A 23,083-nucleotide genomic window follows, 5' to 3' on the forward strand; every position below is an offset into this window, starting at 1 on the left:
ACGCATGCGCGCCGAAAACGGTACTTTCGGAGATCGTTTCCCCATACTCACCGAACGGGGTCACCGTTTCAGCGTGCTGTAGGTCGCCTTGGCGAGGTCCATCCCGATACCGTCGGACTCGACGACGTAGTAGGGAACCAGGTCAGCGCCGAACTTGGACTTGTACCGGCAGAGTCGCTCGGTGTTCGCGCCCATCAGGTCGTAGCCGGTCACCGACGAGAGCGCGTCGTCCGCGACGATGTCGGCGATGATCTGCCAGTGGACGAGACTGTTGATGCTGACGCCCTCGTAGGTGCTCCGCGTTCCGCCCTGCCAGAAGTACGCGGCGTCGGGCGAGTACAGCGCCGTGATCCCGCCGAGAAAGGATCCGTCGGGTCCGCGGGCGACGTAGGGGCGTGCCCGGTCGCCGAGCGCCGCCACGAGATCGCGGACGTACGACCACTCGATGGGAAAGGACCGATCCTGCTCGGCGTAGCGTTCGCGGGTGGCCTCGTAGATCGCTCGGGCACCGTCCAGGCCCTCGACGCTCACGTTCACGTCCAGTTCTCTGGCCGAGCGGATCTCTCTGCGGAGGCTACTGGAGAAGCCCGCCATCGTCTCGTCGGTCGTCGCGTCCGCGAGGTCGAGGCGGTAGGTAAACTGCGTCGTGAGGTCGTACTCCGCCCAGACGTAGGGCCGGGGGTCGAGGTACTGGCTGTTACAGACCATCCGGAACAGCGACAGCGAGCCGCCGGTGTCGATCGTCTCCAGCACCGCCTCGGTGAACTTCGAGTTGACCGATTCGATCTTGCATTGCTTGGGGCTGGTCGGCATCACCACGGGACCGAGCCGCGGGACGTTCATCGACGGCGGCGGCGACGTCACTGTCGTCCCGACGAGCTTCGAGTCGGTGACCACCGGGAGCAGTCCGATCGCCTGCTGGCCCTTGAACCCGCCGTACAGTTCGAGGTCGCCGTCGACGTGGTCTGCGAGCACTTCGAGGGCCTCGGGCTGGTGGAAGAGTTCGATCCCCGAGTCCGGAACTGCCTCGCCCCACTCGTCGATATCGAGTCGTTCGATCTCCATCTCTCACCGGAGAACCTGCCCGTTCGGGCTTTGTTATCGACCTCCTACGCCGGTCACTGGGTCGCTCGTTCGCTCTCCGGCGTCGGGACCTGCGCTCTGTCGTCTTGCCAGTGCTCGTAGAGTTGGCCCGGCGGTCCGACCCACGCACCCATATCGAGCGCGCACTCGATCAGCTCTCGGTAGAGCTCGGTGTACCCGTCGTAGTCGGAGCTGAAGTAGCGCGGATGCCACAGCACCGTCATCACGCCCTCGTGGTCGCACGCCTCGTCGAGGAGTCGCCGGCAGGCCGCCCAGGCGCGTTCGTACTCCTCGCCGGGGTTCGGTAGCGCACACTCCATGAGCACCGTCGGGAACACGACGAAGTGGTCGTCGAACGGCCGGAACGGGCGGTAGCCGTCCTGGAACCCGAACTCGGCGGACGAGCCGGGCGAGGCGTCGTACTGGAGGCCCATCGAACGCTGGTAGCGCCACGTCGTCGGCCGCTCCAGGTTGAGGTAGTGCTGGCGGCCGCCGCGCACGGCCCGTCCGAGAGTCTCTTCGAGCCACTGCTTCTCTCGTTCCAGCATCGACGGCTCCCGGTAGGACTCGTAGGAACCGTGTAACCCAACCTCCCAGCCCCGGTCGTCCAGCGACGACATCAGCTGTGCGATGTCGGGATCGCCGAGGTCGTACCGGCCGGCGTAGAGCCGCCAGCTCTCCGCGTCGGTCCACTCGCTGACCGAGCGATCCCGGAACAGCGACTGTTCGGACAGGAAGTAGAACGCCGACCTGACGCCCAGCGACCCCTCCAGTGAGACGATGTCTTCGAACGTCCAGTAGGGGTTGCGCCACGGCAGCAGGTCCAGCAGGTGTGAGGGATCGCGCTCGGCGACAGTGTAGTACAGCGACTGGTAGGTCTTGTACGGTCGATCCACGTCGTGAGTGAGACAGAGTGCGAACTCGGCGTCTCCGGGTACCCAGTCAGACATCGCTTCCTCTCGGGCCGTGTCTGGTCGGTTCCGTCACGGTCGATACCGGTAGCCCCCTCGCCAGCGTCCGGCAGACTCCTGTTTGTAACATCGCTACCATCTGTGTTGCGGTTCCACGGACGCTCGATACTGGCATTGTTATAGGGTATTTACCAGGCGACTCCGATCTCCGGCGGTGGACGCCGTCGTCGACCGCCGTCCGAGAACCGGCAAACACAACGCATAAGTCCGTCGCCCGACCCGTGTGCAGTATGCGACGGGACGCACGACTCCGTCTCGACAGGGTGGCAAGCAGTGCGTCCACGCCGCCGAAAAAGCGCAAGCGCCCCTTCTGACGGCTCGCTGCGGGCGTGGCGCTCCCGTCTCGGGCCGGTCGCTCTTTTGCCGGGTATCGATGCCTCGACCACCACCGACACACGACAGCAATGACACAGATCGACCTCACCGGCGTGTTCCCTGCGATTCCCACGCCGTTCCACGACGACGACGACCGCAGCATCGACTTCGAAACACTCCGACGCGACGCACAGCGCCTCGAAGCGGCAGGCGTCGACGGCCTCGTCCCGGCCGGCTCGACCGGCGAGTCGGCGACGATGACCCACGACGAACACATCGAGGTCGTCGAGGCGGTCGTCGACGCCGTCGACGACGTCCCGGTCATCGCCGGGACGGGGAGCAACAACACCCGCGAGGCGCTGTCGCTGTCCCAGCGAGCGGCCGACGCCGGTGCCGACGCTCTCTTGCTCATCTCGCCGTACTACAACAAGCCCGAGCAGCGCGGTCTCGTCGACCACTACCGGACCATCGCCGACGCCGTCGACTGCCCCCAGATCGTCTACAACGTCCCCTCTCGGACCGGCCAGAACATCGAGCCCGACACCGCCGTCGAACTGGCCAGCCACGAGAACGTCGCGGGGTTCAAGGCCGCCAGCGGCGACATGAATCAGATCTCCGAGATCGTCGAGCGGACCCGCGACGAGGACTTTTCGGTGCTGTCGGGCGACGACGGCATGACCCTGCCGATGCTCTCGATCGGCGCGGACGGCTGTATCAGCGTCGCCGCCAACGTCGAACCCGAACGCACCTGTGCCATGGTCGGCGCGGCCGTCGCCGGTGACTACGAGCGTGCCCGCGCGATCCACCACGAACTCGGACCGCTCTTCCGCGCGCTGTTCGTCGAGACGAACCCGATTCCGGTCAAGGAGGCGATGCGAATTCGGGGATACGGACCGGCCCACCTCCGCCAGCCTCTCTCTCGGCTCGCCAGCGAACACGTCGACCGGCTCGAAGCCGTCCTCGCCGACCTCGCCGACGAGGACCTCGAAGCCGAGTACGAGGAGGCCGAGCGATGACGCGGATCGCCGTCTGTGGCGCGACCGGCCGGTCCGGGGCCGCGGTCGTCGAGGCCGGACGAGCACGTGACGACGTGGAGATCGTCGCCGGCTTCGCCAGCACGACCGACGAGACGGACGGCCTGCCACTGCGTCCCGCCAGCGAGGCCGGCACGGTCCTCGAGGAGTACGACGTGGACGCCGTCGTGGACTTCTCGACGCCCGAAGCGACGATGGACGTGCTCGCGGGCTGTCTCGACAACGGCGTCGCACTCGCGGTCGCGACGACTGGCTTCGACGAGGACGAACTGACACGGCTCCGGGAAGCCGCCGACGAGATCCCGGTCCTGAAGGCGACGAACTTCTCGCGGGGCATCCAGGCCCTCCTGCGGACGGTCCGCGAGGCCGTCGGCGCGCTGGACGACTACGACCTCGAACTGCTGGAGAGCCACCACAACGGGAAGGTCGACGCCCCCTCGGGGACGGCCAACACGATCCTCGAAACCGTCCAGGAGGAGCGCGACGTGGAGCCGGTGTACGGCCGCGAGGGCCACGCACCCCGAGACGACGACGAGATCGGCGTCTTCGCCCGCCGTGCCGGCGACATCCGCGGCGAGCACGAGCTGCTGCTGGCGGGCAACGACGAAGTGCTCTCGCTGTCCCATCGCGCCGAGGATCGCGGCGTCTTCGCCGCTGGCGCGCTCGACGCGGCCCAGTGGCTCGTCGGCCGCGCGCCCGGCTGGTACGACTTCGGGGCGGTCGTCGACGACGCCTGACGCGGCCTCGTCGCGACACCGAGCGGGTTCGCACGCTGTCGTCTCGACTCGGGATCACCGACCGGCGGCCAGCCGTCGATAGACCGGGTACAGCGTCGCGTAGACGCTCGTCGGGACCTGGCGAGCCGTCGCCTGCAGGAGGCGCTGGCCGAGCGGTCGAGCCGACTGCTCGACCGACGCCCCGAAGTCGGCGTCGCGGAGCCACCCGAGCAGCTCCGCGCCGCCGGGTGCCTCGATCGCCTCGACCTCGCGGGCGGCGTCCTGTAACGTCTCCCAGTGGTAGCGTTTCTGTGCCGAGAGGTGTTTCTCGCCGGACTCGAAGGTGTCTCTGATCGCCGCGACCGTCGCGGCGTCGTAGTCGTACCCGTGGTCGTTCGGATCGAGGCCGGCCAGCAGGAGTCCGACGATCGTCCGGTAACACTTCTCGCAGTGGCTACAGTTCCGCGGCCCCTCGGCGTGGACGCACGTCCGGAGCGTGATCTCTCGGGAGTGGCTGTCCACGTAGTCGGCGATGGTCTCGATCTTCTCCTGGCGGGTCGACTCGTAGCCGTCGTGAGTCGCCGCCGTGCCGCTCCACCGGACGTGGTCGTCGATCGTCGGGTGCGAGCCCCACGGACGGGTCCACGCCTCGGTGTGGGTCGCTGCGATGTACAGCCGGCCGATGTCCGCGGCCGCCGTCAGTGGCGCACACAGGCCGAGCAACCCCAGTCCGTGGCCGACGGAACTGTACCACGCGCCGTCGAGGTACCGCTGGAAGTGGGCCTGCAACAGCGGCGTCGCGAGGAACGACAGCATGTTCGACTCGACGAAGTGCGCGTCGAGGCCCCGCTCGGCTGCGAAGTCGGCGAAGAACTCGCGGTTGCGCTGCCAGCGGTCCCGCTCTCGCATCACCCACCCTCTGACGCTGATCAGGTCGGGCTGTTCGGACTCGTGGCGGACGTACGTCGCCGTCGAGTCGACGCCGCCGGTAAACAGCAACGCGCTGCCCGCGCGCTCGCCCGGATCGTGGCTCCCGTCGACGGTCTCCCCACAGACGATCCGTCCTCCCTGCATGAAGGACGGGTACATCTCACAGAGGCGCTGGCCGACGTGTCTGAGCGAGTCGAGGAACGCCGCGTCGACGCGATCGACTGCGACCGTCGCCCCCGTCGCCCAGGCGACGGGACAGACGTGTGCGAGCACCGGAACCACGAGCAGCGACTCCGGCACGGCGGCGACGTCGACGCCGTAGTCGGCGACGAAGGGGTCGTCGGTGACGAAGCGCCCGACGCGGCCACTCGTGGTCACCGTCGCTCGCAGCGTCGTGTCGGTCGCCGTGACATCGTCGACCGTCACGCGATTCGTCTCTCCGCGCACCTTATGGGCCTCGCTCTCGTGTCGTCGCGGCGGTCGTCGTGTCTCCCTGACGCTTCCCGGCCGTCGTCTCGCTCGCTGAATCGATGTCGGCTCTCATCTGTCGTGGGCCGACGGTGGGTCGACGCACGCATTGTTAGTTCGACCGTATACGACCGTTCCCACGGTTCTTCGTCTGAAATCGTCACTTACTGGACCGTCGATCCGTGGCGAGTCGCTCCGGTCGGAAACCCAGAGACGTATATCCGAGGAGGCGCAATCCCGTCCCAATGAGCCTCGAAGCAGACGTACGCGACCTCTGGGAGCGCAAACAGGACGGACTGACTGCCGCCGACGCGACCGACGACCACCTGGCCGTCCTCGACGACTTTCTCGCCGCGCTCGAAGCCGGCGAGATCAGGGCCGCCGAGAAACGCAGCGGGGAGTGGGAGGCCAACGCGTGGGTCAAACAGGGGATCCTCCTGAACTTCGGCCTCCGCGAGACCGTCGCCCGCCAGTACGGCGACGTTACCTACCACGACGTGCTCCCGCTGCGCGAGACCGACGACCTGCACGAACGGGGGAGCCGCAACACGCCCGACGGGACGGTCATCCGGCGCGGTGCCTACGTCGGCGGCGACGCCATCCTCATGTCGCCCGCGTTCGTCAACATCGGCGCACACGTCGGCGACGGCACGCTCGTCGACTCCTGTGACACCGTCGGCTCTGCCGCCCAGATCGGCGACGACGTCAAACTCGGCGCGAACACGCTGATCGGCGGCGTCCTCGAACCGGTCGAGAGCACGCCGGTCGTCGTCGAGGACGGCGTCTCGCTGGGCGCGGGCTGTCGGGTCACCAGCGGCTTCGTCGTCGGGGAGAACAGCATCGTCGGCGAGAACACGCTGCTGACGCCCCGCATTCCGATCTACGACCTCGTCGAAGAGGAGATCATCTACGGCGAGTTGCCCCCCGAACGGCGCGCGTTCACCCGCTTCGTCGAGTCCAGCGTGAGCGACCACGACCTCTTCGACGGCGGCGCGTACAAGCCCGCCGTCGTCGCGACCGACGTGGAAGCGGAGACGCTGGAGGCGACGGAACGAGAGGACGCGCTACGGGAGTGAGCGACTGGCCGCCACACGGCGGTAAGCCGACCGCACCCGAACACTGTCTCGCCTTACTCTCGGCAGCCGTCACCGACGCCGGCCACAGACGCCGTCGCTCGTCGCTCTCTGTCGTCATCTGGAGTGGCAACGCGGCCGTCCCAGATCGAACGCCCCGCGACCGAGTAACGCGGCCGTATCGAGCGCCGACTGGAAATCTCTGCGCATAACAAACCGTCCATCTCCGCAAGCGAGAGACGCCACGGCGCTGGCAGGACACACACATGACAGACAGACAACGAACCGACGACAGCACAGTATTGCCGACGATGGAAGACCTTCGACAGACGATGCGTTCGCGCCGCGACGTACTCGCGGGCACGGGCGCAGTGATCGGTGCGGGGCTGGTCGGGACGGCCGCGACGGCCCAGGAGGACGACGCGGCTGGCAACCAGCCCGCAGAGATCCCGCCCCAGTTCGACCAGCCCGACACGGACGTGGACGTGCTCAACTACGCGCTGACGCTCGAATACCTCGAGGACGCGTTCTACGACGCGGGACTCGAACAGTTCGGCGGCGACGAACTGGCGAGCGCGAGCGCGCTCGAAGTGCCGGCCGATCTGCTGGTCACCTTCTTCGAGGATATCAGCGCACAGGAACAGTCCCACACCGAGCAGCTGGCCCGCGTCATCGAGACGCTCGGAGCGACGCCCGCCGAACCCCCCGCGTTCGAGTTCGCGCTCGACTCTGCCGCCACGTTCATCGAGACCGCACAGGTGCTGGAAAACACCGGCGTCGCCGCCTACGCCGGTGTGGCACCGCGCATCGAGAGTCCGGACATCCTCTCGGCGGCGCTGTCGATCCACAGCGTCGAGGCGCGCCACGCCGCGGTGCTCAACGCACTCGTCGGCGAGTCGCCCTTCCCGAACGCCTACGATCCAGCGCTCCCCATCCCGGACGTACTGTCGGCGATCCAGCCGTTCATGGCCGAAGAGATGGAGGAACCACCGGACGAGGAGACCGACACGCCCGGCGACGAGACCGAGACAGAAGTCCCCGGCGACGAGACCGAGACAGAAGTCCCCGGCGACGAGACCGAGACAGAAGTCCCCGGCGACGAGACCGAGACAGAAGTCCCCGGCGACGAGACCGAGACGGAAGCGCCCGGCAACGAGACCGCGTCCCCGACCGACGAGGAGAGTGGGTAACGACCGGTCACCTCGTCTCGGGACGCTCTGGCGTCGGTCGACGCTCCTCGTGACTCCGTCCCGACACGGCGCTACACGACGCCGACTTCGGAGACGCCGAGCGCGAGCTGTCCGAGGCCCGCGAGAATCATCACGACGGCCGCGGCCTGCTGTATCCGACCGGTGTGGGTACCCAGAGCGTGCCAGAGATCGACGCCGACGCCGGCAAGCAGCGTCACGCCGACCAGCGGGAGCGTCACGCCCAGCGCGTACACCGCGACCACGAGGACGCTGATCGCGCTCTCGAAGGCGAGTGCCTGGGTCACGACACCGACGAGCAGCGGGACAACACAGCCCGCGGCGGCGACGGCGTAGATCGCGCCGAAGAGCCCGAAGCCCAGCAGCGAGCGCGGTCGCCGCGGGAGCCCGATCCGCAGTTCCGGTCCACGACCGAGCAGTGCCGTCGCGCCGAAGCCGACCAGTGCGACGCCGACCAGCGGCTCGAACACTGGCAGGGCCCGTTTGATCGGCTCCCCGACTGCGAGGACGAGCGCAGCGACGACCGAGAGCGATCCGAGTGCTCCGAGGCCGGCGACGGCGGCCGCCGCCACCGTCGGCCCGGACCCCTCGCGGCGCTGTACGTAGTACCCCACGTAGCCCGGCAACAGCGGGAACGCACAGGGAGCGAAAAACGTCGAGATTCCGGCACCCGCGGCGAACGCGAGCACACCGGCGACGGCGATGTCGCTCATCTCAGACCAGCCGATCCAGTTGCTCGCGGAGTTCGCTCTCGCCGGCGAGACCGCTCTGGCGGTAGCTGATCGTCCCGTCGGCGTCGGCGATGGCGACGTACGGGAGTCCGTCGGCACCGAACGCGGTCAAGAGATCACTACCGGGATCGATCCCGACGGTCCAGCGACCGCCGTTCCGGTCCCACCAGTCGGCGATCTCTGCACGCGTGAGCGTCTCGCTCGGGCGCTCGTTGGTCACCGAGACGAACGACACGTCCTCGTAGTCGGGCCGGATCGCCCCGAGAATCTCGATCTGTTCGTCACAGGGATCACACCAGGTGGCGAACAGATCCACGACCGTCACGGTGTCCGGCGTCGGAACCGTCGCCTCGCCCGCTTCGGAGCCCGCAGCCGAAAGCGTCTCGACGCGCCGAGGCAGCGCCGCCTCGGTGGCGACGCCCGGCATCCCGTTCTGGGCAGCCCACAGGCCACCACCGGCGAGTCCGGCCCCGGCCAGCGCCGCGAGCAGACGGCGTCGCTTCACGCCGTTCTCACCGCCGTCAGGTCCTCGACGATCTGGTCTTCGTCGGGAGACTTGGTGCGGTACGCGCGCTCGACGAAGCCGTCGCCGTTGACCAGCAGCGTCATCGACGCGTGTGAGAACATGTACTCGTCCATCTCTTCGGGCTCCGTCCGCTCGAAGTGGACGCCGAACGCCGCCTGTACCACCTCGGTCGCCCGCTCGCTCGACTGTGGCCGGAGGAACCGCCAGCCGTCGCCGTCGGCGGCGACGTTCATCTCCTCGGCGTAGGTCCGCAGCCGCTTGGCGGTGTCGCGGGCCGGATCGAACGTCACCGGCAGAAAGGAGACGTCACCGGCGTAGCCGTTGTTTCTGGCGTGGGCGCGAACGTTGCGCAGCGTCGAGATCAGGACGGGACAGACCGTCTGACAGTGGCTGTAGAAGAACGTGATCAGCGACGGCTCGTCGACCGTCCGAAACGAGACACGCTGGGAACTCAGTGCCGCGGGTACTGTCTCTGCCGGGACTCGCTGTCCCCACGCCGGATACGGAAGCTCGCTGCTGTCGAACTCTCGGTCTGGCTCGGGCAGGACGACGTCGGGGTGGCGGTCGTTCGTACCGATCGCACCGAGACAGCCGGCCGTGCCCGCCGCGCCGACGACGCCCAGAGTCGCCAGGAAGGTCCGTCGTCGCATGGGCTGTCGTTGCACGCGCGTCGCCATGTACGATCTGGTACACCCCTCGAATGTCGCGGCTCCGACCCTGGCAGCGGCGTCGCCTCTGGATGCGGGGCGGCCGGTCGATCGCCAGTCGACGGTGCGAAGCGGAACCCTTGTTACTGGTCCGCGCCGTGTACTCCCCAATGAGTAGCGACTCGCCTCCGGTCCGTCGGCTGGCGGACTGGGACCACGACCGTCTCGCCCGGCTGGCCGAGGAACACGGGACGCCGCTGTACGTGCTGGACGTGGACCGCGTCGCGGCGAACTACCGGCGCTTCGCCGCGGCCTTCCCCGACGCGCACGTGATGTACGCCGCGAAGGCCCACACCGGCCGTGCCGTCCTCTCGGGACTCCTCGAAGCGGGCGCGGACATCGAGTGTGCCGCTGCCGGCGAACTCCAGCGGGCGATCGACGCGGGCGCAGACCCCAACACGCTGCAGTACACCGCCGTCAATCCGCCTGCGGGCGACCTCGACTACGCGGTCGAGCTCGCCGACGAGTACCCCGGACTGACGATCACCGCGGGCGCCGAGGACACGTTCGACCGCCTGGAAGACCGCGGCTACGACGGTCGCGTCGCCATCCGGATCAACCCCGGCATCGGGACGGGCCACCACGAGAAGGTCGCGACCGGCAAGGACGCGAAGTTCGGCATCCCCTACGACGACGTGCCCGAGCTGGCCGCGGCGCTGCGCGACCGGTTCGACCTCGTGGGGCTGCACGCCCACGCGGGCAGCGGCGTCCTGCGCGACGACCTCGACGACCACTGTCGGGCCATCGCGAAAGTCGCGGACCTCGCTCGCACGGTCGGGGACGACGAGCTGTCGTTCGTCGACTTCGGCGGCGGCTTCGGCGTGCCCTACCGCGAGGAGACCGAACCCCTGGACGTGGCGACCGTCGGCGAGCGGGTCCGCGAGGCGGTCGGTGACCTCTCGGCTCAGATCAAACTGGAGCCGGGCCGCTACATCGTGGCCGACGCCGAGCTGATCCTCACGACGGTCAACACGGTCAAGGAGACGCCAGCGACGACGGTCGTCGGCGTCGACGCCTCGCTGGCGACGCTGATCCGCCCGGCGATGTTCGACTCCTATCACCCGATCCGGAACGTCTCAGCCCCCGACCGAGAGCCACACCCCGTCTCGATCGGCGGCCCGTGCTGTACGAGTGCAGACGTGTTCGCGACGGATCGTCCGATCGCCCGTCCCGAGCGGACCGATCTGCTGGCGATCGGCAACGCCGGAGCCTACGGCTACGAACTGGCCAACCAGTTCCACTCCCAGCCCCGCCCGGCCGAAGTCGCCATCGAGGACGGCGACGAGCGGGTGGTCCGCCGCCGCGAGACGATGGCAGACGTGGTTCGCGTCGAGGACGAGGCCGGAGAGTAATCGATGGCCGACGCCCCGACGTTCGACGTCGACGCCTTCCACCGCGAGGCCGTCCAGACGCCGTCTCACGACTCTGTCGACGAGATGCGCGATCTGCTCGTCGACACGCTCGCCGCCGACGGCCACGAGGCCACCGTCGACGAGGCCGGGAACGTGCTGGCCAGCCGCGAGGCGGACGACGAAGGTCCACACCTCGTCCTGAACACGCACATCGATACCGTCCCGCCACACGTCCCCTACGAGGCCGCCGACGGGTCCTCGACGGCGGGCGACGTGGTCCGGGGCCGCGGGGCCTGTGACGCCAAGGGGCCACTGGCCGCGCTGCTCGCCGCCTTCCTCCGGGCCGAGCTGTCGACCGGTCGGCTCACCCTCGCCGTCACGCCCGACGAAGAGACCCACCAGACCGGTGCAGGCCACCTCGAAGAGACGCTGTCGGCGGACGGGTACGTCGTCGGCGAGCCGACCGACCTGGACGTGTGTACCGCGGCCCGCGGCCAGTTCGAGGGCCGAGTCACGATCCACGGCGAGAGCGCCCACGCCTCCGACCCCGCCGACGGCGCGAACGCCATCCGGGCCGCCGCGCCGATCATGCAGGCCATGGAGAGCTACGACGAGCGCGAGGCGCTCTCCGCCGCCGAGTCGGACGGCGAGCACACCGAGCCCCGAGACGCGGCGGCGACGCCGGCACACGAGACGCTGGGTCGGCCGACGCTCACCCCCTCCATGATCGAGGGCGGCGAGGCACCCAACCAGGTGCCCGCCGAGTGTACGATCACCTTCGACCGCCGCAGCGTCCCCCCGGAGACCAGCGACGAGTTCCCCGAACGGCTCGAAGCACACCTCCGGCAGTGGCTCCCGGAGGGCATGTCTCTGGACGTGTCGCTCGTCCGGCCAGACACGCCGTTCCCCGAGGCGTTCGAGACCGACCGGGAAGCGACGCTCGTCCAGACGCTCGCCGCGGAGAGCGACGGTGCGATCCGCCCGTTCGGTGCCGCGACGGAGGCCGCACACTTCGCGCCCGACGCACCGACGGTCGTCTTCGGGCCGGGCGTGCTGGCCGACGAGGAGGGCGCGGTCGCCCACAGCGACCGGGAGTACGTCCGCCGCAGCGAGATCCACGAGGCCGCGAGAGCAGTCGAGGCGACCGTCGAACGGCTGCTCTGACCGTCTGAATCCGCGTACGCTCGGTCCGCTATCGGGACCGTAGCGTCGCCATCGCGTCCTCGTCGCTGACCTGGTCGAAACGCTCGTAGTAGGCCCCGACCGCCCGGAAGGCCGCGGGTGTCTCGACGCAGACGACGGTGTCGGCACTCGCCGCGATGTCGTCGATCGTGTCCGCCGGACCGACGGGGACGCCGACTGCGATCGACGCGGGTTCGGCGGCACGCACCCGGGCGAGACAGGCCCGCATCGTCGCGCCCGTCGCGATCCCGTCGTCCACGATGGCGACGCGCCGATCCCGTAGCGACGGGAAGGGGCCGGTCCGGTACTGCTCGGCCTTCTCGCGTGCCTCGTCGCCGACGCGGACGCGTTCGGCGTCGACGTACTCGTCGGTCACGTCGAGTCGCGCGATCAGCTCGTCGTTGCGCCAGACGCTCCCGTCCTCGGCGACGGCGGCGAGGGCCAGCTCGGGGTTGTTCGGTGCGCCGACCTTCCTGGCGACGATCACGTCCAGCGGCGCGTCGAAGCGGTCGGCGACGACCCGGCCCGGTGGCAGGCCACCGCGTGGAATCGCGAGGACGACCTCCGGGCTGACGCCGCGCTCGGCCATCGCCTCGGCCAGCTGTCGGCCGGCATCGGTGCGGTCGCGGAACATACGGACGACTACGGGAGCCTGTCGTTAGGGTGTGGTGCCGATCGCGACTGGCCCTCGACGACCGCGGCCTCGGCCTTCCGGACGAGTTCGCCCGCCGTACTGGTCGCGCAGTCGAGTCGCGCCGCCACGTCCTCGATCGTCCCCTCGCGCGGAATCTCGTAGTACCCGACCGCCACTGCCGCTTCCATCGCGGCTCGCTGTCGGTCGGTGAGCTGTGACGGGCGACTGGCGCGCTCGAACGACCGGACCCGCTCGATCGCGAGATCGCCGACCGACGCGAGTGCGTCGTGAAAGGCACTGAGAGCGCTCGTCTCGCCGACGGCCTCGAACGAGATCGTCCCGTCGTCGCGAAACACCACTGGCGGGCGGAAGATCACCGCAGCGTCGGCGATCAGATCCAGTACCACGTCTGGAAACTCGAACCCATCCTGCTGGAGGAACACGTAGGTCCCGTCCCCGTCCCGGACGTGGCTGGTCGTCTCTACGGAGTCGATCGTCGCGACCGCGCGCTCGGCGGCCGCCGGCTCCCCGTCGAACCAGCACAGCGTCGTCGCGTCCGCCGTCGGGCTCCACAGCAACAGCTCTGCTCGCGTGAGCGGCCCGTCGCCGTCGAGGTGTCCCTGAAGTGGATGGCGGAGCCGGTCGGGGTACGTGACCGAGAACTGGATCCGTTTCATGCGGCCGTTGGCCGCCGTTCGTCCGTCCGGCATAAAGACCTCACGCGGCCGCCCGGACGACGCCCGCCGGGGTCATCGATAGCTCTCTAGCGCCGCCGGCATCGCTCGAAGGAGCGTCCGCAGGTGGTCGGCACCGTCGACCGTCTCGATCGTCGCGGTCGGGAGTCGGTCCTCGAACGCTCGCACGCTCGCTATCGGGACGTTCGTGTCCGCGGTCCCGTGCCAGAGACACACGTCGGCGGTGAGAGACTCGTAGTCGAGCGCCCACTCCGTGGCCGCGGTCCGGAGTTCCGTGACGGTGCCGCTCGTGGTGTGGGCGAGCGCTTCGAGGAAGTCGGCTTCGACGGTCGTCGCCACTTCCTCGGAGACCGGCTCGTCGGCGTCGCCCGCGGTGTACTGTGCGACGACGAACGACGGGTCGAGGCGCTCGGCGAGCCACGCCTGTCCGCGCAGGAGGCCACCGAGCAGCGTCGGCGTTCTGGTCGCCAGCCCGCCGAGGAGCCGCTGTGTCGTGGGTGTCTCGCCGGACACGTCCGGCGGTGTCGCCCCGGCGACGAGATCGACCCGCGAGACGGCGTCGGGACACCGCGTGGCCATCGCCAGTGCGTGTGGCGCGCCGCCGGAAAACGCCACTAGTCCGGCTCGCTGGACGTTCGCGTCGTCGAGGACCGCACGGAGGTACTGGTCGGCGTCGCCGATCGATCGCTCCGACCACGGCGTCGAACCGCCGTAGCCCGGCCGATCGGGCGCGAGGAGTCTGACACCGCGTTCTCGTGCGGCCGTCTCGAACAGCGAACCGAGCCGGTGGGAGCCGGGCGTCCCGTGCAAGAACAGCACAGGCGTCCCGTCGGGACGGCCGTACTCCGCGTACCTGAGCCGACGACCGCCGCTCAGCGAGATCGTCGTCGTGGGGGCGTCGTCGGGTCTCTCGTCACCTCGTGTCACAGCCGCGGATTCAGCCATTGCCGGATCGTTGGCCGCCCGTCCGACTGGCAGTTTTCCCGGATCTATGCGGTGGTTTATAGGTAGGGTCGGCATCGACGACACTCACGTCGTCGGAGTCCGTGGAGCGACTGGCGTTCCGTGGCCGTCCGCGTGGTGTCACTCCTGTGGGGCTGGCTCGGCGGCCTGACCACGCTCCAGGGTGTCCTCGACTTCGAAGTAGGTCAGGACCAGCGCGAGCACGGCCAGCACGGCACCGAACGTAAACGGCGCGACGAGACCGCCGAGATTGTACAGCACGCCGGAAGCGAGTGGCCCGAGTGCGACGCCGAGTCCGAACGCCATCGTCAGCACCGACAGCGTCGTCCCCGACCCGCGGTCCCCGGCGAGGTCGCCCGCCAGCGCGAGCGACGGCGCGAACACGAGCGCGACGGCGACCCCCTGGAGCAGTCTGGCCCCGAGCATCGTCCACGGTCCCGTGACGACGCCCTGGGCGAACACGGCGGGGATCAGGACGACGAAGCCCGCGATGATGAACGGCCGACGGCCGTACACGTCCGAGGCGCGCCCGATGGGGATCTGGAAGACGACGTTGGCGATGACGACGGCGGCAAACTGCACGGAAAAGAGGAACGTCGTCTCGTCCAGTCGCGCGCGGATCGGCCCTTCGAGCGTGGCGAACAGCGCGATCGTCGTGGCCATGAAGAAGGTCCCGACGCCGAGGACGAAGACGGGATCGAGTCCGTTCCCGTCGCGGTGGCGTACCGCGATCGAGAGGTCTTTGCCCGCTCCGCCGACGACTTTCGGCGGGTCCTCGATCAGGGCCACGACGAGCACGAAACTGACGACTGCACCGAGGACGGCGACGGCGAAGGCGGCGACGAACCCGGAGAAGGTGTGGCCGGCCAGGGGGCCCAGCCAGTCCGGGAGCCCGTAGCTGACGACGGTCTCGGCCGCCAGCCCGCCCGTGATGACGACGCCGGCGACGATCGGCCCGAACCCGAAGCCGATCAGCCGGAAGGTGTTGAACACGCCGAAGTTGCCGCCCCGTTCGCGGTCGCTGGCCGCGTAGTCGTTGACCAGCGCGACCGTGGCCGGCACGGTGAAGGCTGCGCCGATTCCCTGGAGAGCACGGGCCCCGAGCACCGACCAGTAGCTCGTGACGAACGGGTAGGTCGCGCTGCCGACGGCGAAGATCGCCAGTCCCGTCAGGACGAACACGCGCCGCCGCCCGGTCCGGTCGGAGAGCCGCCCGGTGAACGGCTGGCCGAAGCTGTTCAGCAGACCGAACAGGGAGAGCACGAGCCCGATCAGGGTCTCCTCGCGCAGGACGAACCCGAGAATCTCCGTGCCGGCGATGCCCGACAGCGAGATCTGGCCGCTGGCGATGTACAGCGGCAGGACGATGATCAGAAAGGAGTTGCCCAGCGCGTCGGCCATCCGCGCGAACGCGAGCGTCAGGACGCGACCGTCCGTGTCCAGTACCATCTACCACCCAGTCGGTCCCGAACCCCGTGAGGATTGTGCTCGACTGTCAGGCGGTCGCGGCGATCACGCGGTCGACGGCGCGGGCCAGTTCGCCCTCACTGGCCCAGGTGAACAGTCGGCCCTCGTCGTCGAGGTGGGCGAACAGCGTCAGCATCATCGCGTCGAAGCGCTCGTAGTCGAGGTCGCCAAACGCCGGGTCGGCGGCCGATCGTTCGTCGTCGGCCGGCGGATCGAGCGACGCCCCGTCGTAGTCCCGCTTGAGGACGTACAGCCGCTCGTGATCCACCTCGCCCAGTTCCAGTTCGTGCCCACCGTCGTTGTCTTCGGCGACGAGGACGACGTGGTCGGCTCGCCGGGCGAACACCCGGAACTTCACGTAGAAGTTCCGCCAGACGTCCACGTCGGGGTCGACGTCCTCCAGCGTGAACGCGACCCGGTCTGCAGCCCGATCTGTCAGGGCGTCCCGGACGGATTCGACGCGCTCCTTCTCGTACTCGTCGTAGTTACCCAGCACGAAGTAGGTCCTCTCGGCGTCGGCGAACCGGTCGAGGTCGCCGTACACCACGTCCCGCATCGCCGCGATCTGTCCGGGCGGAAGTGTCCCGAGGAAGGACAGCGTGTCGTCGAGGACCTCCTGCCCGTCGAAGCTCGGCCCACTCATAGTTCCGCGGTCGCGGGGGCGGTATATAATCGTGGCTGGTCCGGTCGTCGACGGTCGTGGTCACAATAGTGATAACTAAATTAGCAAAGTGACGACTAAAACGATTTAGTGCCGACCCGAACGCTTATCGGCTAGAAGCGGCATCGACTAGACATGGCCACGCAAGACCGCGGCGAGCGACCGAACGGCTTCGGCGAGAAACTGGAGCGGCGGCGCTTCGTCCTGGACGAGACGCGGCTGACGATCCTCCACCAGATTCTCGCCCAGCCAGACGGCGTCCTCTCCGTCGAGGAACTCGTCTACCGGAATCCCGAGACGAGCGAAGAGAATCTCCGCTATCACCTCCGGCAACTGGTCGACCGGAACGTCGTCGAGAAGATGCCGGTCCCGCGCTCCCAGAGCATCGACGATCCGCCGACGACGTTCTACGCCGTCACCGGTGACGGGATCGTTCTCCTGAAAGCGGTCAGCATGTACGAGGAGGCCGCGGTCTGGCGCAGCGTCTACGAGCAGATGGAGCGGACCGACCGGATCGAAGCCATCGAGAATCTGGAGAACCGCCCCGACGTGGACTACGAGAGCCGCGGCGCGACGGCCGAGGACTGATCACACGACCGCCCAGCGCCAGTCGACGCCAGCGCCCAGCGTCTTGGGCGCTGTGCGTGTGCAGTGATCGGAGATCCGCGCTCGTGCCCTACACGTCGTCGGCCAGTTCGTCGGCGACGCCGGTGTAGCCCGTGGGGGTCACGGCGAGCAGTTCCTCGCGGACGGACTCGCTCACGTCGAGGTCCTCGATCATCTCCTGGAAGTCCTCGATGGTGACGGACTTGCCCCGCGTGGCTTTCTTGACCTGCTCGTAGGCGTCGTCGTGGCCCTCGCGTCGGAGAATGGTCTGGACGGCTTCGCCGATGATCTCGGGGGTGTCGTCGAGTTCCTCGCGCATGACCTGCTCGTTGGGAACGACCTTGTCCAGCCCATTCTGGCACTTCTGGTAGGCGATCAGACAGTAGGCAAAGGCCGACCCGATGTTGCGCTTGACCGTCGAGTCCGAGAGGTCCCGCTGGAGGCGGGAGGTGGTGACGTAGTCGCCGAGAAAGACCAGATCCGAGTTCGCTTTCGTGAGGTTGCCCTCGCTGTTCTCGAAGTCGATCGGATTCACCTTGTGGGGCATCGTCGAGGAGCCGGTCTCGCCCTCGACGGCCTCCTGTCCGAGGTAGCGATCGGAGACGTAGAGCCACATATCGAGGTCGAGGTCTCGGAGGACGTTGTTGGCTCCCCGGACGGCGTCGAAGACGGCTTCGAGGTCGTCACAGGGGTTGACCTGCGTCGTCAGCGGTTCGTGTGCCAGCCCGAGGTCCGTGACGAACGCCTCTGAGACGGCGGGCCAGTCGACGTCCGGATACGCGGCGTGGTGAGCGGCGTAGGTGCCGGACGCGCCGGCCAGCTTGCCCGAGAGGTCGTCGGCCGCGGCTTCGATCCGGGCGATGGCTCTCCCCAGCCGCGAGGCGTAGACCGCCATCTCCTTGCCGAAGGTCGTCGGCGTCGCGGGCTGGCCGTGGGTGCGGGCCAGCATCGGGAGGTCGCCGTAGTCGTGAGCGAACGCGACCAGGCGGTCCCGGACGGCGCGCAGTTCCGGGACGAGCACGTCCTCGACGGCCGGACCGACCAGCAGTCGGTGAGCGAGGTTGTTCACGTCCTCGCTGGTGAGCCCGAAGTGGATCCAGTTGGCCGCGTCCAGTCCGTCGGGGAGGTGGAGGCGAACGAAGTACTCGACGGCCTTCACGTCGTGGTTGGTCGCGGCGTACTCGCCGTACCCCTCCGTTTCGAGTTGCTTGACGACGGCCGCGTCTTCCTCGTCGAACGCCTCGTAGCAGTTCCGCAGGTGGTCGCGCTGGGCTGGGTCGATCGTCAGCGGCGTCGCGTCGAGATCGGCCAGCGCGAGCAGGTACTCGACTTCGACCCGGACGCGAGCACGCATCAGTGCGCGCTCGCTGGCGTAAGGCACGAGCGGTTCCGTGTAACGAGCGTAGCGGCCGTCGAGCGGCGAGACGGCGTCGAGCGGACCCCGGTCAGTCATACTGAGGGATCTGCGAGGCCGGCGAAAAAGCGTGTCGATCAGGGTTCGACGGGATCGTCGCCCGTCTCGGTCGCCGCGTCCGTCGCCTCGTTCGCTCGGGCGTAGTACGACCGATAGCGCGACAGTTTCCGGTACAGCGCGTAGCCGACGATCCCATCGAAGATGGCGACGAAGGCAAGCAGCGTCAGGACGTTCCAGACCCGCAGCACCGACGGGAGGACCGACACGAGCGTGTTGTACGCCCCGTGGATCAGCGCCGCCACGACGATCCCCTTGACCACGATCGGGCCGCGGTCGTCGGGGTTGAACTTCGCCAGCCCGAGGTAGTAGCCCGCGAACGCGGAGTACAGCACGTGGCCCGGCCCCACGAGCGATCGGCTCAGCGAGGTGCCGATCGCCTGCTGGAGCTGTGCCATCTCACCGAGGCTGGCGGCCTGTAGGTAGCCCTGCGCGATGTAGAGCGCGTTCTCGATCGTCGCGAACCCCAGCCCGGCGACGGCACCGTACACCGCCCCGTCGACGACGGCGTCGAAGCTCTCGGTCTCGTAGGCGTAGGTCCGGATCGCGAGCCACTTGACGGTCTCCTCGATGGGGCCGACCACGAGGAAGAAAAAGAGCGCCGTCCCGACGACCGGGATCAGTTCGAAGACGCCGCTCAACAGCGTGTTGACCAGTGCTGCGATCGCCGCGAAGACGACCGCGAGGACGAACGTGATCGCCAGCGTGTCGATCGGTTCCCGCCTGGTCGGGTCGCCGTACCAGACGTACGCGACGAGCGCGACCGCCGGGACGGCAGACAGCAGCGCCAGGACGCCGAGGTTCGGTTCGCGCACGACGAGCAGGCCGGCGAATCCGAGCTGGACGACGAACAGGAAAAGCGCGACGACCAGCAGGGCCCAGCGACGACTCGTGTGCAAGAGGCCGTACAGCGCCACCGAGAATCGATCTAACAGCGACCGTGCATCCCACTCGGCGACGTCGTAGAGGTCTTCGCCGGGGAGTCCATCCTGTACGGGATCGCGGTCTGGCATGGCTCGGCTATCACCAGCCTCCGTGGAGTGTCTTTCGCCGGACGGGATCACCGGCTGATCGCGCTGGGTTCCAGGTGGCCCGAGGGTTGCTCTGGGTACCGGAAGAGGTAGCCCCCGAGCGCGAGCCACGCCAGGCCGAGCGGCGGTGCGAGCCACGCACGCAGCCCGTCCCCGTTCCCGAACCCGAGAAACAGTACGGTCCCGACGAACAGGGCGACGCCGAGCCAGGGCGGGACCCGGCGAGCCCGGACGACACCGGCGGCCAGCAGGACGGTCCCACCGGCCAGTCCGAGGACGCCCAGCGCGACGACGCCCTCGGCGAACCATCCGGCCCCGCCCAGCAGGACCCTCGACCACTGGCCGGCGGCGAAGGCCAGACCGCCCAGCAGCGCGACCCCGCTCCCCTCGCCGCCGGGGAACTGGTAGATCCAGGGGAGCCGGAAGACGACGCCGAGCAGTCCGACCGCCAGGACGAACCCGGACGCACCGACGAGGAGTCGGACGGATCCGTCGACGGATCCGGTGACGATCGTCGCCAGGCTCCAGCCGATCCAGCAGAGGCCGCCGACGACGAGCGCCAGCTGTGCCCACGGGCGCTCAGCTTCGGTCATACCTCGTCGCTGGGCGGCGGCCCCTGAAAGCGTTACTGTCGAGCCGAACCGTGTCGATTGTGTCATTCCGACACCGCAATTACTTTGCGCGCCCGCCGCGCCCTCTCGACCATGAAAATCGCCGGTCTGGCCAGCAACCGTGGCCGAAACCTGATGAACATCGCCGACCGCGCGCCCGGCGGGGCCGAGATCGCGGTCGTGCTCACGAACGACGCCGACGCGCCCGTTCTGGAGGCCGCCGCCGAGCGCGACATCCCCACCGAGGTCGTCGAGCGCCCCGACGACCAGGAGCGGGCGGCACACGAACTGCGCGTCCTGGACGCCATCGAGGCGTACGACTTCGATCTGGTCTGTCTGGACGGCTACATGCGCGTGCTCACCGAGACGTTCCTCGACGAGGTGCCGACGACGCTGAACGTCCACCCGTCGCTGCTGCCGGCGTTCCCGGGGATGGACGCCCACGAGCAGGTGCTCGACGCCGGCGTCAAGACCACCGGCTGTACCGTCCACGTGGTCGACGAGAGCGTCGACGACGGTCCCATCGTCACCCAAGAGCCCGTCCCGGTCTACGAGGACGACGACCTGGCGGCGCTCAAAGAGCGCGTCCTCTACGAGGCCGAGTTCACCGCGTACCAGCGTGCGGTCGAGTGGTTCGCCGAGGATCGCGTCACCGTCGACTGGGAGTCAGAGACCGTCGAGATCGACGGCGACGACGGCGGCGCGTTCCCGAGCCGTCGCCTCGCTAGCAACGACCGCGCCGCGGACCTGCGCTACGGAGAGAACCCCCATCAGGACGCCGCGGTCTACGCCGACCGCACCACCGACGAGGCCAGCGTCGTCCACGCCGACCAGCTCAACGAGGGCGCGAAGGGACTCTCCTACAACAACTACAACGACGCCGACGGCGCGCTGAACCTCATCAAGGAGTTCGAGGAGCCGGCGGCGGCGGTCATCAAACACACCAATCCCGCGGGCTGTGCGACCGCCGACTCTGTCGCCGAGGCCTACGAGCGCGCCCTCTCGACGGATCCGATGAGCGCCTTCGGCGGCATCGTCGCACTGAACCGCGAGTGTGACGCGGCCACGGCCGAGCAGATCGTCGACTCGTTCAAGGAGGTCGTCGTCGCGCCGGGCTACACCGACGACGCCCTGGACGTGCTCTTCGAGAAGGAGAACCTGCGTGTCTTGGATGTCAACGACAACTACGACGTGACCGAGGAACTCACCGAGAAGCCCCTCGTCGGCGGGCGACTCGTGCAGGAACGTGACCAGCAGCACCTCACCGCCGACGACCTCGAAGTGGTCACCGACCGCGAGCCGACCGACGAACAGATCGAGTCGATGCTGTTCGCCTGGCACACGCTCAAGCACGTCAAGTCCAACGGCATCCTCTTCGCGAAGGGGACCGAGACGGTCGGGATCGGCATGGGACAGGTCTCTCGGGTCGACGCCGTCCGACTCGCCGCGATGAAAGCCGACGAGCACGCCGAAGGCAAGGACGCCGAGGGTGCCGTGATGGCAAGCGACGCCTTCTTCCCGTTCCCGGACGGTCTCGAAGCGGCTGCCGAGGCGGGCATCGAGGCGGTCATCCAGCCGGGCGGCTCGAAGAACGACGACATGGTCATCGAGGCCGCCAACGAGCACGACGTGGCGATGGTCTTCACCGGCCAGCGGTCGTTCCGACACGACTGATACTGCCGGCTGTCACTTCGTGAGGATCTTCGCCACCCCGGGGTGGCGAAATCGCTCACAGATGTACAGCCGGTAGTATGAGACGGACGGGTGTCGCGATGACCCGGTGAGCGTCTCGCCCGTTGTTCGCGCGATCCGGTCACGGTCCTCCGCACGGACCGTCTGCCACTACTCGTCGGTCCGGTCCAGTTCGTGAAAGACCAGAATCGCGCTCCCGTCGTCGAGCGTCGACAGCGTCGTCCGTGAACTGCTGGGGTCGTCTGCGTCGGTAGCGAGCGTCGTCTGTCCGGTCCAGCTCCAGCCGTCGGCGGCGACGGGGAACGCCTCGGTCCGGAGTCGCCGGACGGACGCCGCCTCCAGTAGCTCGGTCCACTCTCGGCCTCGCAGCTCGGCCGGCGACGCGGACAGCTCCGTCGCGAGCCGGTTGTTGGCGAAGGTCACTGTCCCGTCTGGCGTGACGATCAGCGTGGCCTCGCGACTCGCTTCGAGAGCCTCGTGACAGCGCCGTGCGCTCGTCGTCAGACGGTGTCGCCCGACGAGTCGGCCGATGCGATACGCAAGGAGTGCCATGTGGGAGTCCCCAGACGCTTTTTCGAGGTAATCTGTCGGGCCGTCCCACAGGGTGTCCCGATCGATCTCTTCGAAGGGGACGGCCGAGTGAAGCAAGAACGGGACGCTCGGAGCGACTTCGCGGACCGCTCTCAGCAGTTCGAGTCCGTCAGAGCCGTCGAATCGGTAGGCGCTGACCAGACAGTCGACGCCGTCGAGCCGGTCGGGCACCGCCGACGGATCGGTCTCGACGCGGACCTGCAGGTCGTCGCGGTCCTCGAAGGCCCGTTCGATCGCCGACAGGTACTCGCGGTCGGCGTCGACACAGAGGACCGTCGCCGGTCGCGCGCTCGTGGGGCGAACTGGCGTCGTCTCGATGGTCGTGTCCATTGGCGGATCGTTCGATCGGGACTGGGTGGGCCGAC

23 protein-coding genes are annotated in these 23,083 nt (G+C 68.4%); 8 read left to right on the forward strand and 15 right to left on the reverse strand.

The window, feature by feature from the left end; genetic code table 11:
* Positions 1 to 60: 60 nt before the first annotated feature.
* On the reverse strand, positions 61 to 1,065 hold the full coding sequence (locus ACAH01_RS04735) for a GNAT family N-acetyltransferase (RefSeq protein ID WP_372480413.1): 1,005 nt from the start codon (positions 1,063 to 1,065) through the stop codon (positions 61 to 63).
* A 53-nt stretch (positions 1,066 to 1,118) separates the two neighbouring features.
* A complete protein-coding gene (locus ACAH01_RS04740) occupies positions 1,119 to 2,033 on the reverse strand; it encodes a polysaccharide deacetylase family protein (protein WP_170095153.1) in 915 nt (304 codons plus the stop codon).
* Positions 2,034 to 2,458: 425 nt separating this feature from the next.
* Here ACAH01_RS04740 and dapA point away from each other — a divergent pair, with 425 nt between their 5' ends.
* Together dapA and dapB are read left to right on the forward strand one after the other, a co-directional pair.
* Positions 2,459 to 3,385 carry a 4-hydroxy-tetrahydrodipicolinate synthase gene (dapA, locus tag ACAH01_RS04745; RefSeq protein ID WP_208626831.1) on the forward strand — a complete coding sequence of 309 codons (927 nt, stop codon included), beginning with the start codon at positions 2,459 to 2,461 and terminating at the stop codon, positions 3,383 to 3,385.
* On the forward strand, positions 3,382 to 4,140 hold the full coding sequence (gene dapB, locus ACAH01_RS04750) for a 4-hydroxy-tetrahydrodipicolinate reductase (protein WP_170095151.1): 759 nt from the start codon (positions 3,382 to 3,384) through the stop codon (positions 4,138 to 4,140). Before dapA ends, dapB begins: the two co-directional genes overlap by 4 nt.
* 54 nt (positions 4,141 to 4,194) lie before the next feature.
* Here dapB and ACAH01_RS04755 read toward each other — a convergent pair whose 3' ends face one another.
* On the reverse strand, positions 4,195 to 5,475 hold the full coding sequence (locus ACAH01_RS04755) for a hypothetical protein (protein WP_372480414.1): 1,281 nt from the start codon (positions 5,473 to 5,475) through the stop codon (positions 4,195 to 4,197).
* Between the two features lie 287 nt (positions 5,476 to 5,762).
* Between ACAH01_RS04755 and ACAH01_RS04760 the strand changes: the two genes are divergently transcribed.
* Positions 5,763 to 6,593, forward strand: coding sequence for a 2,3,4,5-tetrahydropyridine-2,6-dicarboxylate N-succinyltransferase (locus ACAH01_RS04760; protein ID WP_372480415.1), 831 nt, complete (start codon positions 5,763 to 5,765; stop codon positions 6,591 to 6,593).
* A 263-nt stretch (positions 6,594 to 6,856) separates the two neighbouring features.
* Positions 6,857 to 7,780, forward strand: coding sequence for a ferritin-like domain-containing protein (locus ACAH01_RS04765; RefSeq protein ID WP_372480416.1), 924 nt, complete (start codon positions 6,857 to 6,859; stop codon positions 7,778 to 7,780).
* A 71-nt stretch (positions 7,781 to 7,851) separates the two neighbouring features.
* Here ACAH01_RS04765 and ACAH01_RS04770 read toward each other — a convergent pair whose 3' ends face one another.
* From ACAH01_RS04770 to ACAH01_RS04780, 3 genes are read right to left on the reverse strand one after another with little or no spacing between them, the layout of a single operon-like run.
* A complete protein-coding gene (locus ACAH01_RS04770) occupies positions 7,852 to 8,511 on the reverse strand; it encodes a cytochrome c biogenesis CcdA family protein (RefSeq protein WP_372480417.1) in 660 nt (219 codons plus the stop codon).
* 1 nt (position 8,512) lies between these two features.
* The gene (locus ACAH01_RS04775) at positions 8,513 to 9,034 is read right to left on the reverse strand and encodes a TlpA family protein disulfide reductase (RefSeq protein WP_372480418.1); all 522 of its coding nucleotides are present in this window, start codon (positions 9,032 to 9,034) and stop codon (positions 8,513 to 8,515) included.
* On the reverse strand, positions 9,031 to 9,705 hold the full coding sequence (locus tag ACAH01_RS04780) for an SCO family protein (RefSeq protein WP_372480419.1): 675 nt from the start codon (positions 9,703 to 9,705) through the stop codon (positions 9,031 to 9,033). Before ACAH01_RS04780 ends, ACAH01_RS04775 begins: the two co-directional genes overlap by 4 nt.
* 167 nt (positions 9,706 to 9,872) lie before the next feature.
* Here ACAH01_RS04780 and lysA point away from each other — a divergent pair, with 167 nt between their 5' ends.
* On the forward strand, positions 9,873 to 11,114 hold the full coding sequence (gene lysA / locus ACAH01_RS04785) for a diaminopimelate decarboxylase (RefSeq protein WP_372480420.1): 1,242 nt from the start codon (positions 9,873 to 9,875) through the stop codon (positions 11,112 to 11,114).
* A gap of 3 nt (positions 11,115 to 11,117) precedes the next feature.
* The gene (locus ACAH01_RS04790) at positions 11,118 to 12,278 is read left to right on the forward strand and encodes a M20 family metallopeptidase (protein ID WP_372480421.1); all 1,161 of its coding nucleotides are present in this window, start codon (positions 11,118 to 11,120) and stop codon (positions 12,276 to 12,278) included.
* 28 nt (positions 12,279 to 12,306) lie between these two features.
* Here ACAH01_RS04790 and ACAH01_RS04795 read toward each other — a convergent pair whose 3' ends face one another.
* The 5 genes from ACAH01_RS04795 to ACAH01_RS04815 all read right to left on the reverse strand — a co-directional run bounded on the left by ACAH01_RS04795 (position 12,307) and on the right by ACAH01_RS04815 (position 16,698).
* Positions 12,307 to 12,930, reverse strand: a complete 624-nt coding sequence (locus ACAH01_RS04795) for a phosphoribosyltransferase (protein ID WP_372480422.1) — start codon at positions 12,928 to 12,930, stop codon at positions 12,307 to 12,309.
* Positions 12,931 to 12,938: 8 nt separating this feature from the next.
* The gene (locus ACAH01_RS04800) at positions 12,939 to 13,640 is read right to left on the reverse strand and encodes a helix-turn-helix domain-containing protein (protein WP_170095142.1); all 702 of its coding nucleotides are present in this window, start codon (positions 13,638 to 13,640) and stop codon (positions 12,939 to 12,941) included.
* Positions 13,641 to 13,679: 39 nt separating this feature from the next.
* A complete protein-coding gene (locus ACAH01_RS04805; RefSeq protein ID WP_372480423.1) occupies positions 13,680 to 14,570 on the reverse strand; it encodes an alpha/beta fold hydrolase in 891 nt (296 codons plus the stop codon).
* Positions 14,571 to 14,708: 138 nt separating this feature from the next.
* Positions 14,709 to 16,037: an MFS transporter gene (locus ACAH01_RS04810; RefSeq protein ID WP_170095140.1), complete on the reverse strand. Its 1,329-nt coding sequence runs from the start codon at positions 16,035 to 16,037 to the stop codon at positions 14,709 to 14,711.
* Positions 16,038 to 16,083: 46 nt separating this feature from the next.
* Complete coding sequence (locus ACAH01_RS04815) at positions 16,084 to 16,698, reverse strand: hypothetical protein (RefSeq protein ID WP_372480424.1); 615 nt, start codon at positions 16,696 to 16,698, stop codon at positions 16,084 to 16,086.
* Positions 16,699 to 16,851: 153 nt separating this feature from the next.
* On the opposite strand from ACAH01_RS04815, the gene ACAH01_RS04820 reads away from it, so the two are divergent.
* A complete protein-coding gene (locus ACAH01_RS04820) occupies positions 16,852 to 17,304 on the forward strand; it encodes a helix-turn-helix domain-containing protein (protein ID WP_372480425.1) in 453 nt (150 codons plus the stop codon).
* 88 nt (positions 17,305 to 17,392) lie between these two features.
* On the opposite strand, the gene purB is transcribed toward ACAH01_RS04820, so the two are convergent.
* From purB to ACAH01_RS04835, 3 genes are read right to left on the reverse strand one after another with little or no spacing between them, the layout of a single operon-like run.
* A complete protein-coding gene (gene purB / locus ACAH01_RS04825; protein ID WP_372480426.1) occupies positions 17,393 to 18,775 on the reverse strand; it encodes an adenylosuccinate lyase in 1,383 nt (460 codons plus the stop codon).
* Between the two features lie 38 nt (positions 18,776 to 18,813).
* On the reverse strand, positions 18,814 to 19,806 hold the full coding sequence (locus ACAH01_RS04830; RefSeq protein ID WP_372480427.1) for a PrsW family intramembrane metalloprotease: 993 nt from the start codon (positions 19,804 to 19,806) through the stop codon (positions 18,814 to 18,816).
* Between the two features lie 47 nt (positions 19,807 to 19,853).
* Complete coding sequence (locus tag ACAH01_RS04835; RefSeq protein ID WP_372480428.1) at positions 19,854 to 20,417, reverse strand: hypothetical protein; 564 nt, start codon at positions 20,415 to 20,417, stop codon at positions 19,854 to 19,856.
* A gap of 111 nt (positions 20,418 to 20,528) precedes the next feature.
* Here ACAH01_RS04835 and purH point away from each other — a divergent pair, with 111 nt between their 5' ends.
* Positions 20,529 to 22,109 carry a bifunctional phosphoribosylaminoimidazolecarboxamide formyltransferase/IMP cyclohydrolase gene (purH, locus tag ACAH01_RS04840; RefSeq protein ID WP_372480429.1) on the forward strand — a complete coding sequence of 527 codons (1,581 nt, stop codon included), beginning with the start codon at positions 20,529 to 20,531 and terminating at the stop codon, positions 22,107 to 22,109.
* Between the two features lie 168 nt (positions 22,110 to 22,277).
* Here the strand turns inward: purH and ACAH01_RS04845 are convergent, their stop codons facing one another.
* Positions 22,278 to 23,048 (reverse strand): PAS domain-containing protein, encoded by a 771-nt coding sequence (locus ACAH01_RS04845; protein WP_170095133.1) that lies wholly within the window; start codon positions 23,046 to 23,048, stop codon positions 22,278 to 22,280.
* Positions 23,049 to 23,083 lie beyond the last annotated feature (35 nt).

The organism is Halomicrobium sp. HM KBTZ05 (assembly GCF_041530035.1).
In the GTDB taxonomy this organism is placed as follows: domain Archaea; phylum Halobacteriota; class Halobacteria; order Halobacteriales; family Haloarculaceae; genus Halomicrobium.

Excerpts from the sequence above, each read along its gene's own strand:
- purH (WP_372480429.1), top strand. The coding sequence starts at position 20,529 with ATGAAAATCGCCGGTCTGGCCAGCAACCGTGGCCGAAACCTGATGAAC.
- ACAH01_RS04790 (WP_372480421.1), top strand. The coding sequence starts at position 11,118 with ATGGCCGACGCCCCGACGTTCGACGTCGACGCCTTCCACCGCGAGGCC.
- ACAH01_RS04820 (WP_372480425.1), top strand. The coding sequence starts at position 16,852 with ATGGCCACGCAAGACCGCGGCGAGCGACCGAACGGCTTCGGCGAGAAA.
- ACAH01_RS04830 (WP_372480427.1), bottom strand. The coding sequence starts at position 19,806 with ATGCCAGACCGCGATCCCGTACAGGATGGACTCCCCGGCGAAGACCTC.
- dapB (WP_170095151.1), top strand. The coding sequence starts at position 3,382 with ATGACGCGGATCGCCGTCTGTGGCGCGACCGGCCGGTCCGGGGCCGCG.
- ACAH01_RS04805 (WP_372480423.1), bottom strand. The coding sequence starts at position 14,570 with ATGGCTGAATCCGCGGCTGTGACACGAGGTGACGAGAGACCCGACGAC.
- ACAH01_RS04795 (WP_372480422.1), bottom strand. The coding sequence starts at position 12,930 with ATGTTCCGCGACCGCACCGATGCCGGCCGACAGCTGGCCGAGGCGATG.
- ACAH01_RS04835 (WP_372480428.1), bottom strand. The coding sequence starts at position 20,417 with ATGACCGAAGCTGAGCGCCCGTGGGCACAGCTGGCGCTCGTCGTCGGC.
- ACAH01_RS04765 (WP_372480416.1), top strand. The coding sequence starts at position 6,857 with ATGACAGACAGACAACGAACCGACGACAGCACAGTATTGCCGACGATG.
- ACAH01_RS04740 (WP_170095153.1), bottom strand. The coding sequence starts at position 2,033 with ATGTCTGACTGGGTACCCGGAGACGCCGAGTTCGCACTCTGTCTCACT.
- ACAH01_RS04735 (WP_372480413.1), bottom strand. The coding sequence starts at position 1,065 with ATGGAGATCGAACGACTCGATATCGACGAGTGGGGCGAGGCAGTTCCG.
- ACAH01_RS04760 (WP_372480415.1), top strand. The coding sequence starts at position 5,763 with ATGAGCCTCGAAGCAGACGTACGCGACCTCTGGGAGCGCAAACAGGAC.
- purB (WP_372480426.1), bottom strand. The coding sequence starts at position 18,775 with ATGACTGACCGGGGTCCGCTCGACGCCGTCTCGCCGCTCGACGGCCGC.
- ACAH01_RS04800 (WP_170095142.1), bottom strand. The coding sequence starts at position 13,640 with ATGCCGGACGGACGAACGGCGGCCAACGGCCGCATGAAACGGATCCAG.
- dapA (WP_208626831.1), top strand. The coding sequence starts at position 2,459 with ATGACACAGATCGACCTCACCGGCGTGTTCCCTGCGATTCCCACGCCG.
- lysA (WP_372480420.1), top strand. The coding sequence starts at position 9,873 with ATGAGTAGCGACTCGCCTCCGGTCCGTCGGCTGGCGGACTGGGACCAC.
- ACAH01_RS04845 (WP_170095133.1), bottom strand. The coding sequence starts at position 23,048 with ATGGACACGACCATCGAGACGACGCCAGTTCGCCCCACGAGCGCGCGA.
- ACAH01_RS04810 (WP_170095140.1), bottom strand. The coding sequence starts at position 16,037 with ATGGTACTGGACACGGACGGTCGCGTCCTGACGCTCGCGTTCGCGCGG.
- ACAH01_RS04815 (WP_372480424.1), bottom strand. The coding sequence starts at position 16,698 with ATGAGTGGGCCGAGCTTCGACGGGCAGGAGGTCCTCGACGACACGCTG.
- ACAH01_RS04780 (WP_372480419.1), bottom strand. The coding sequence starts at position 9,705 with ATGCGACGACGGACCTTCCTGGCGACTCTGGGCGTCGTCGGCGCGGCG.
- ACAH01_RS04770 (WP_372480417.1), bottom strand. The coding sequence starts at position 8,511 with ATGAGCGACATCGCCGTCGCCGGTGTGCTCGCGTTCGCCGCGGGTGCC.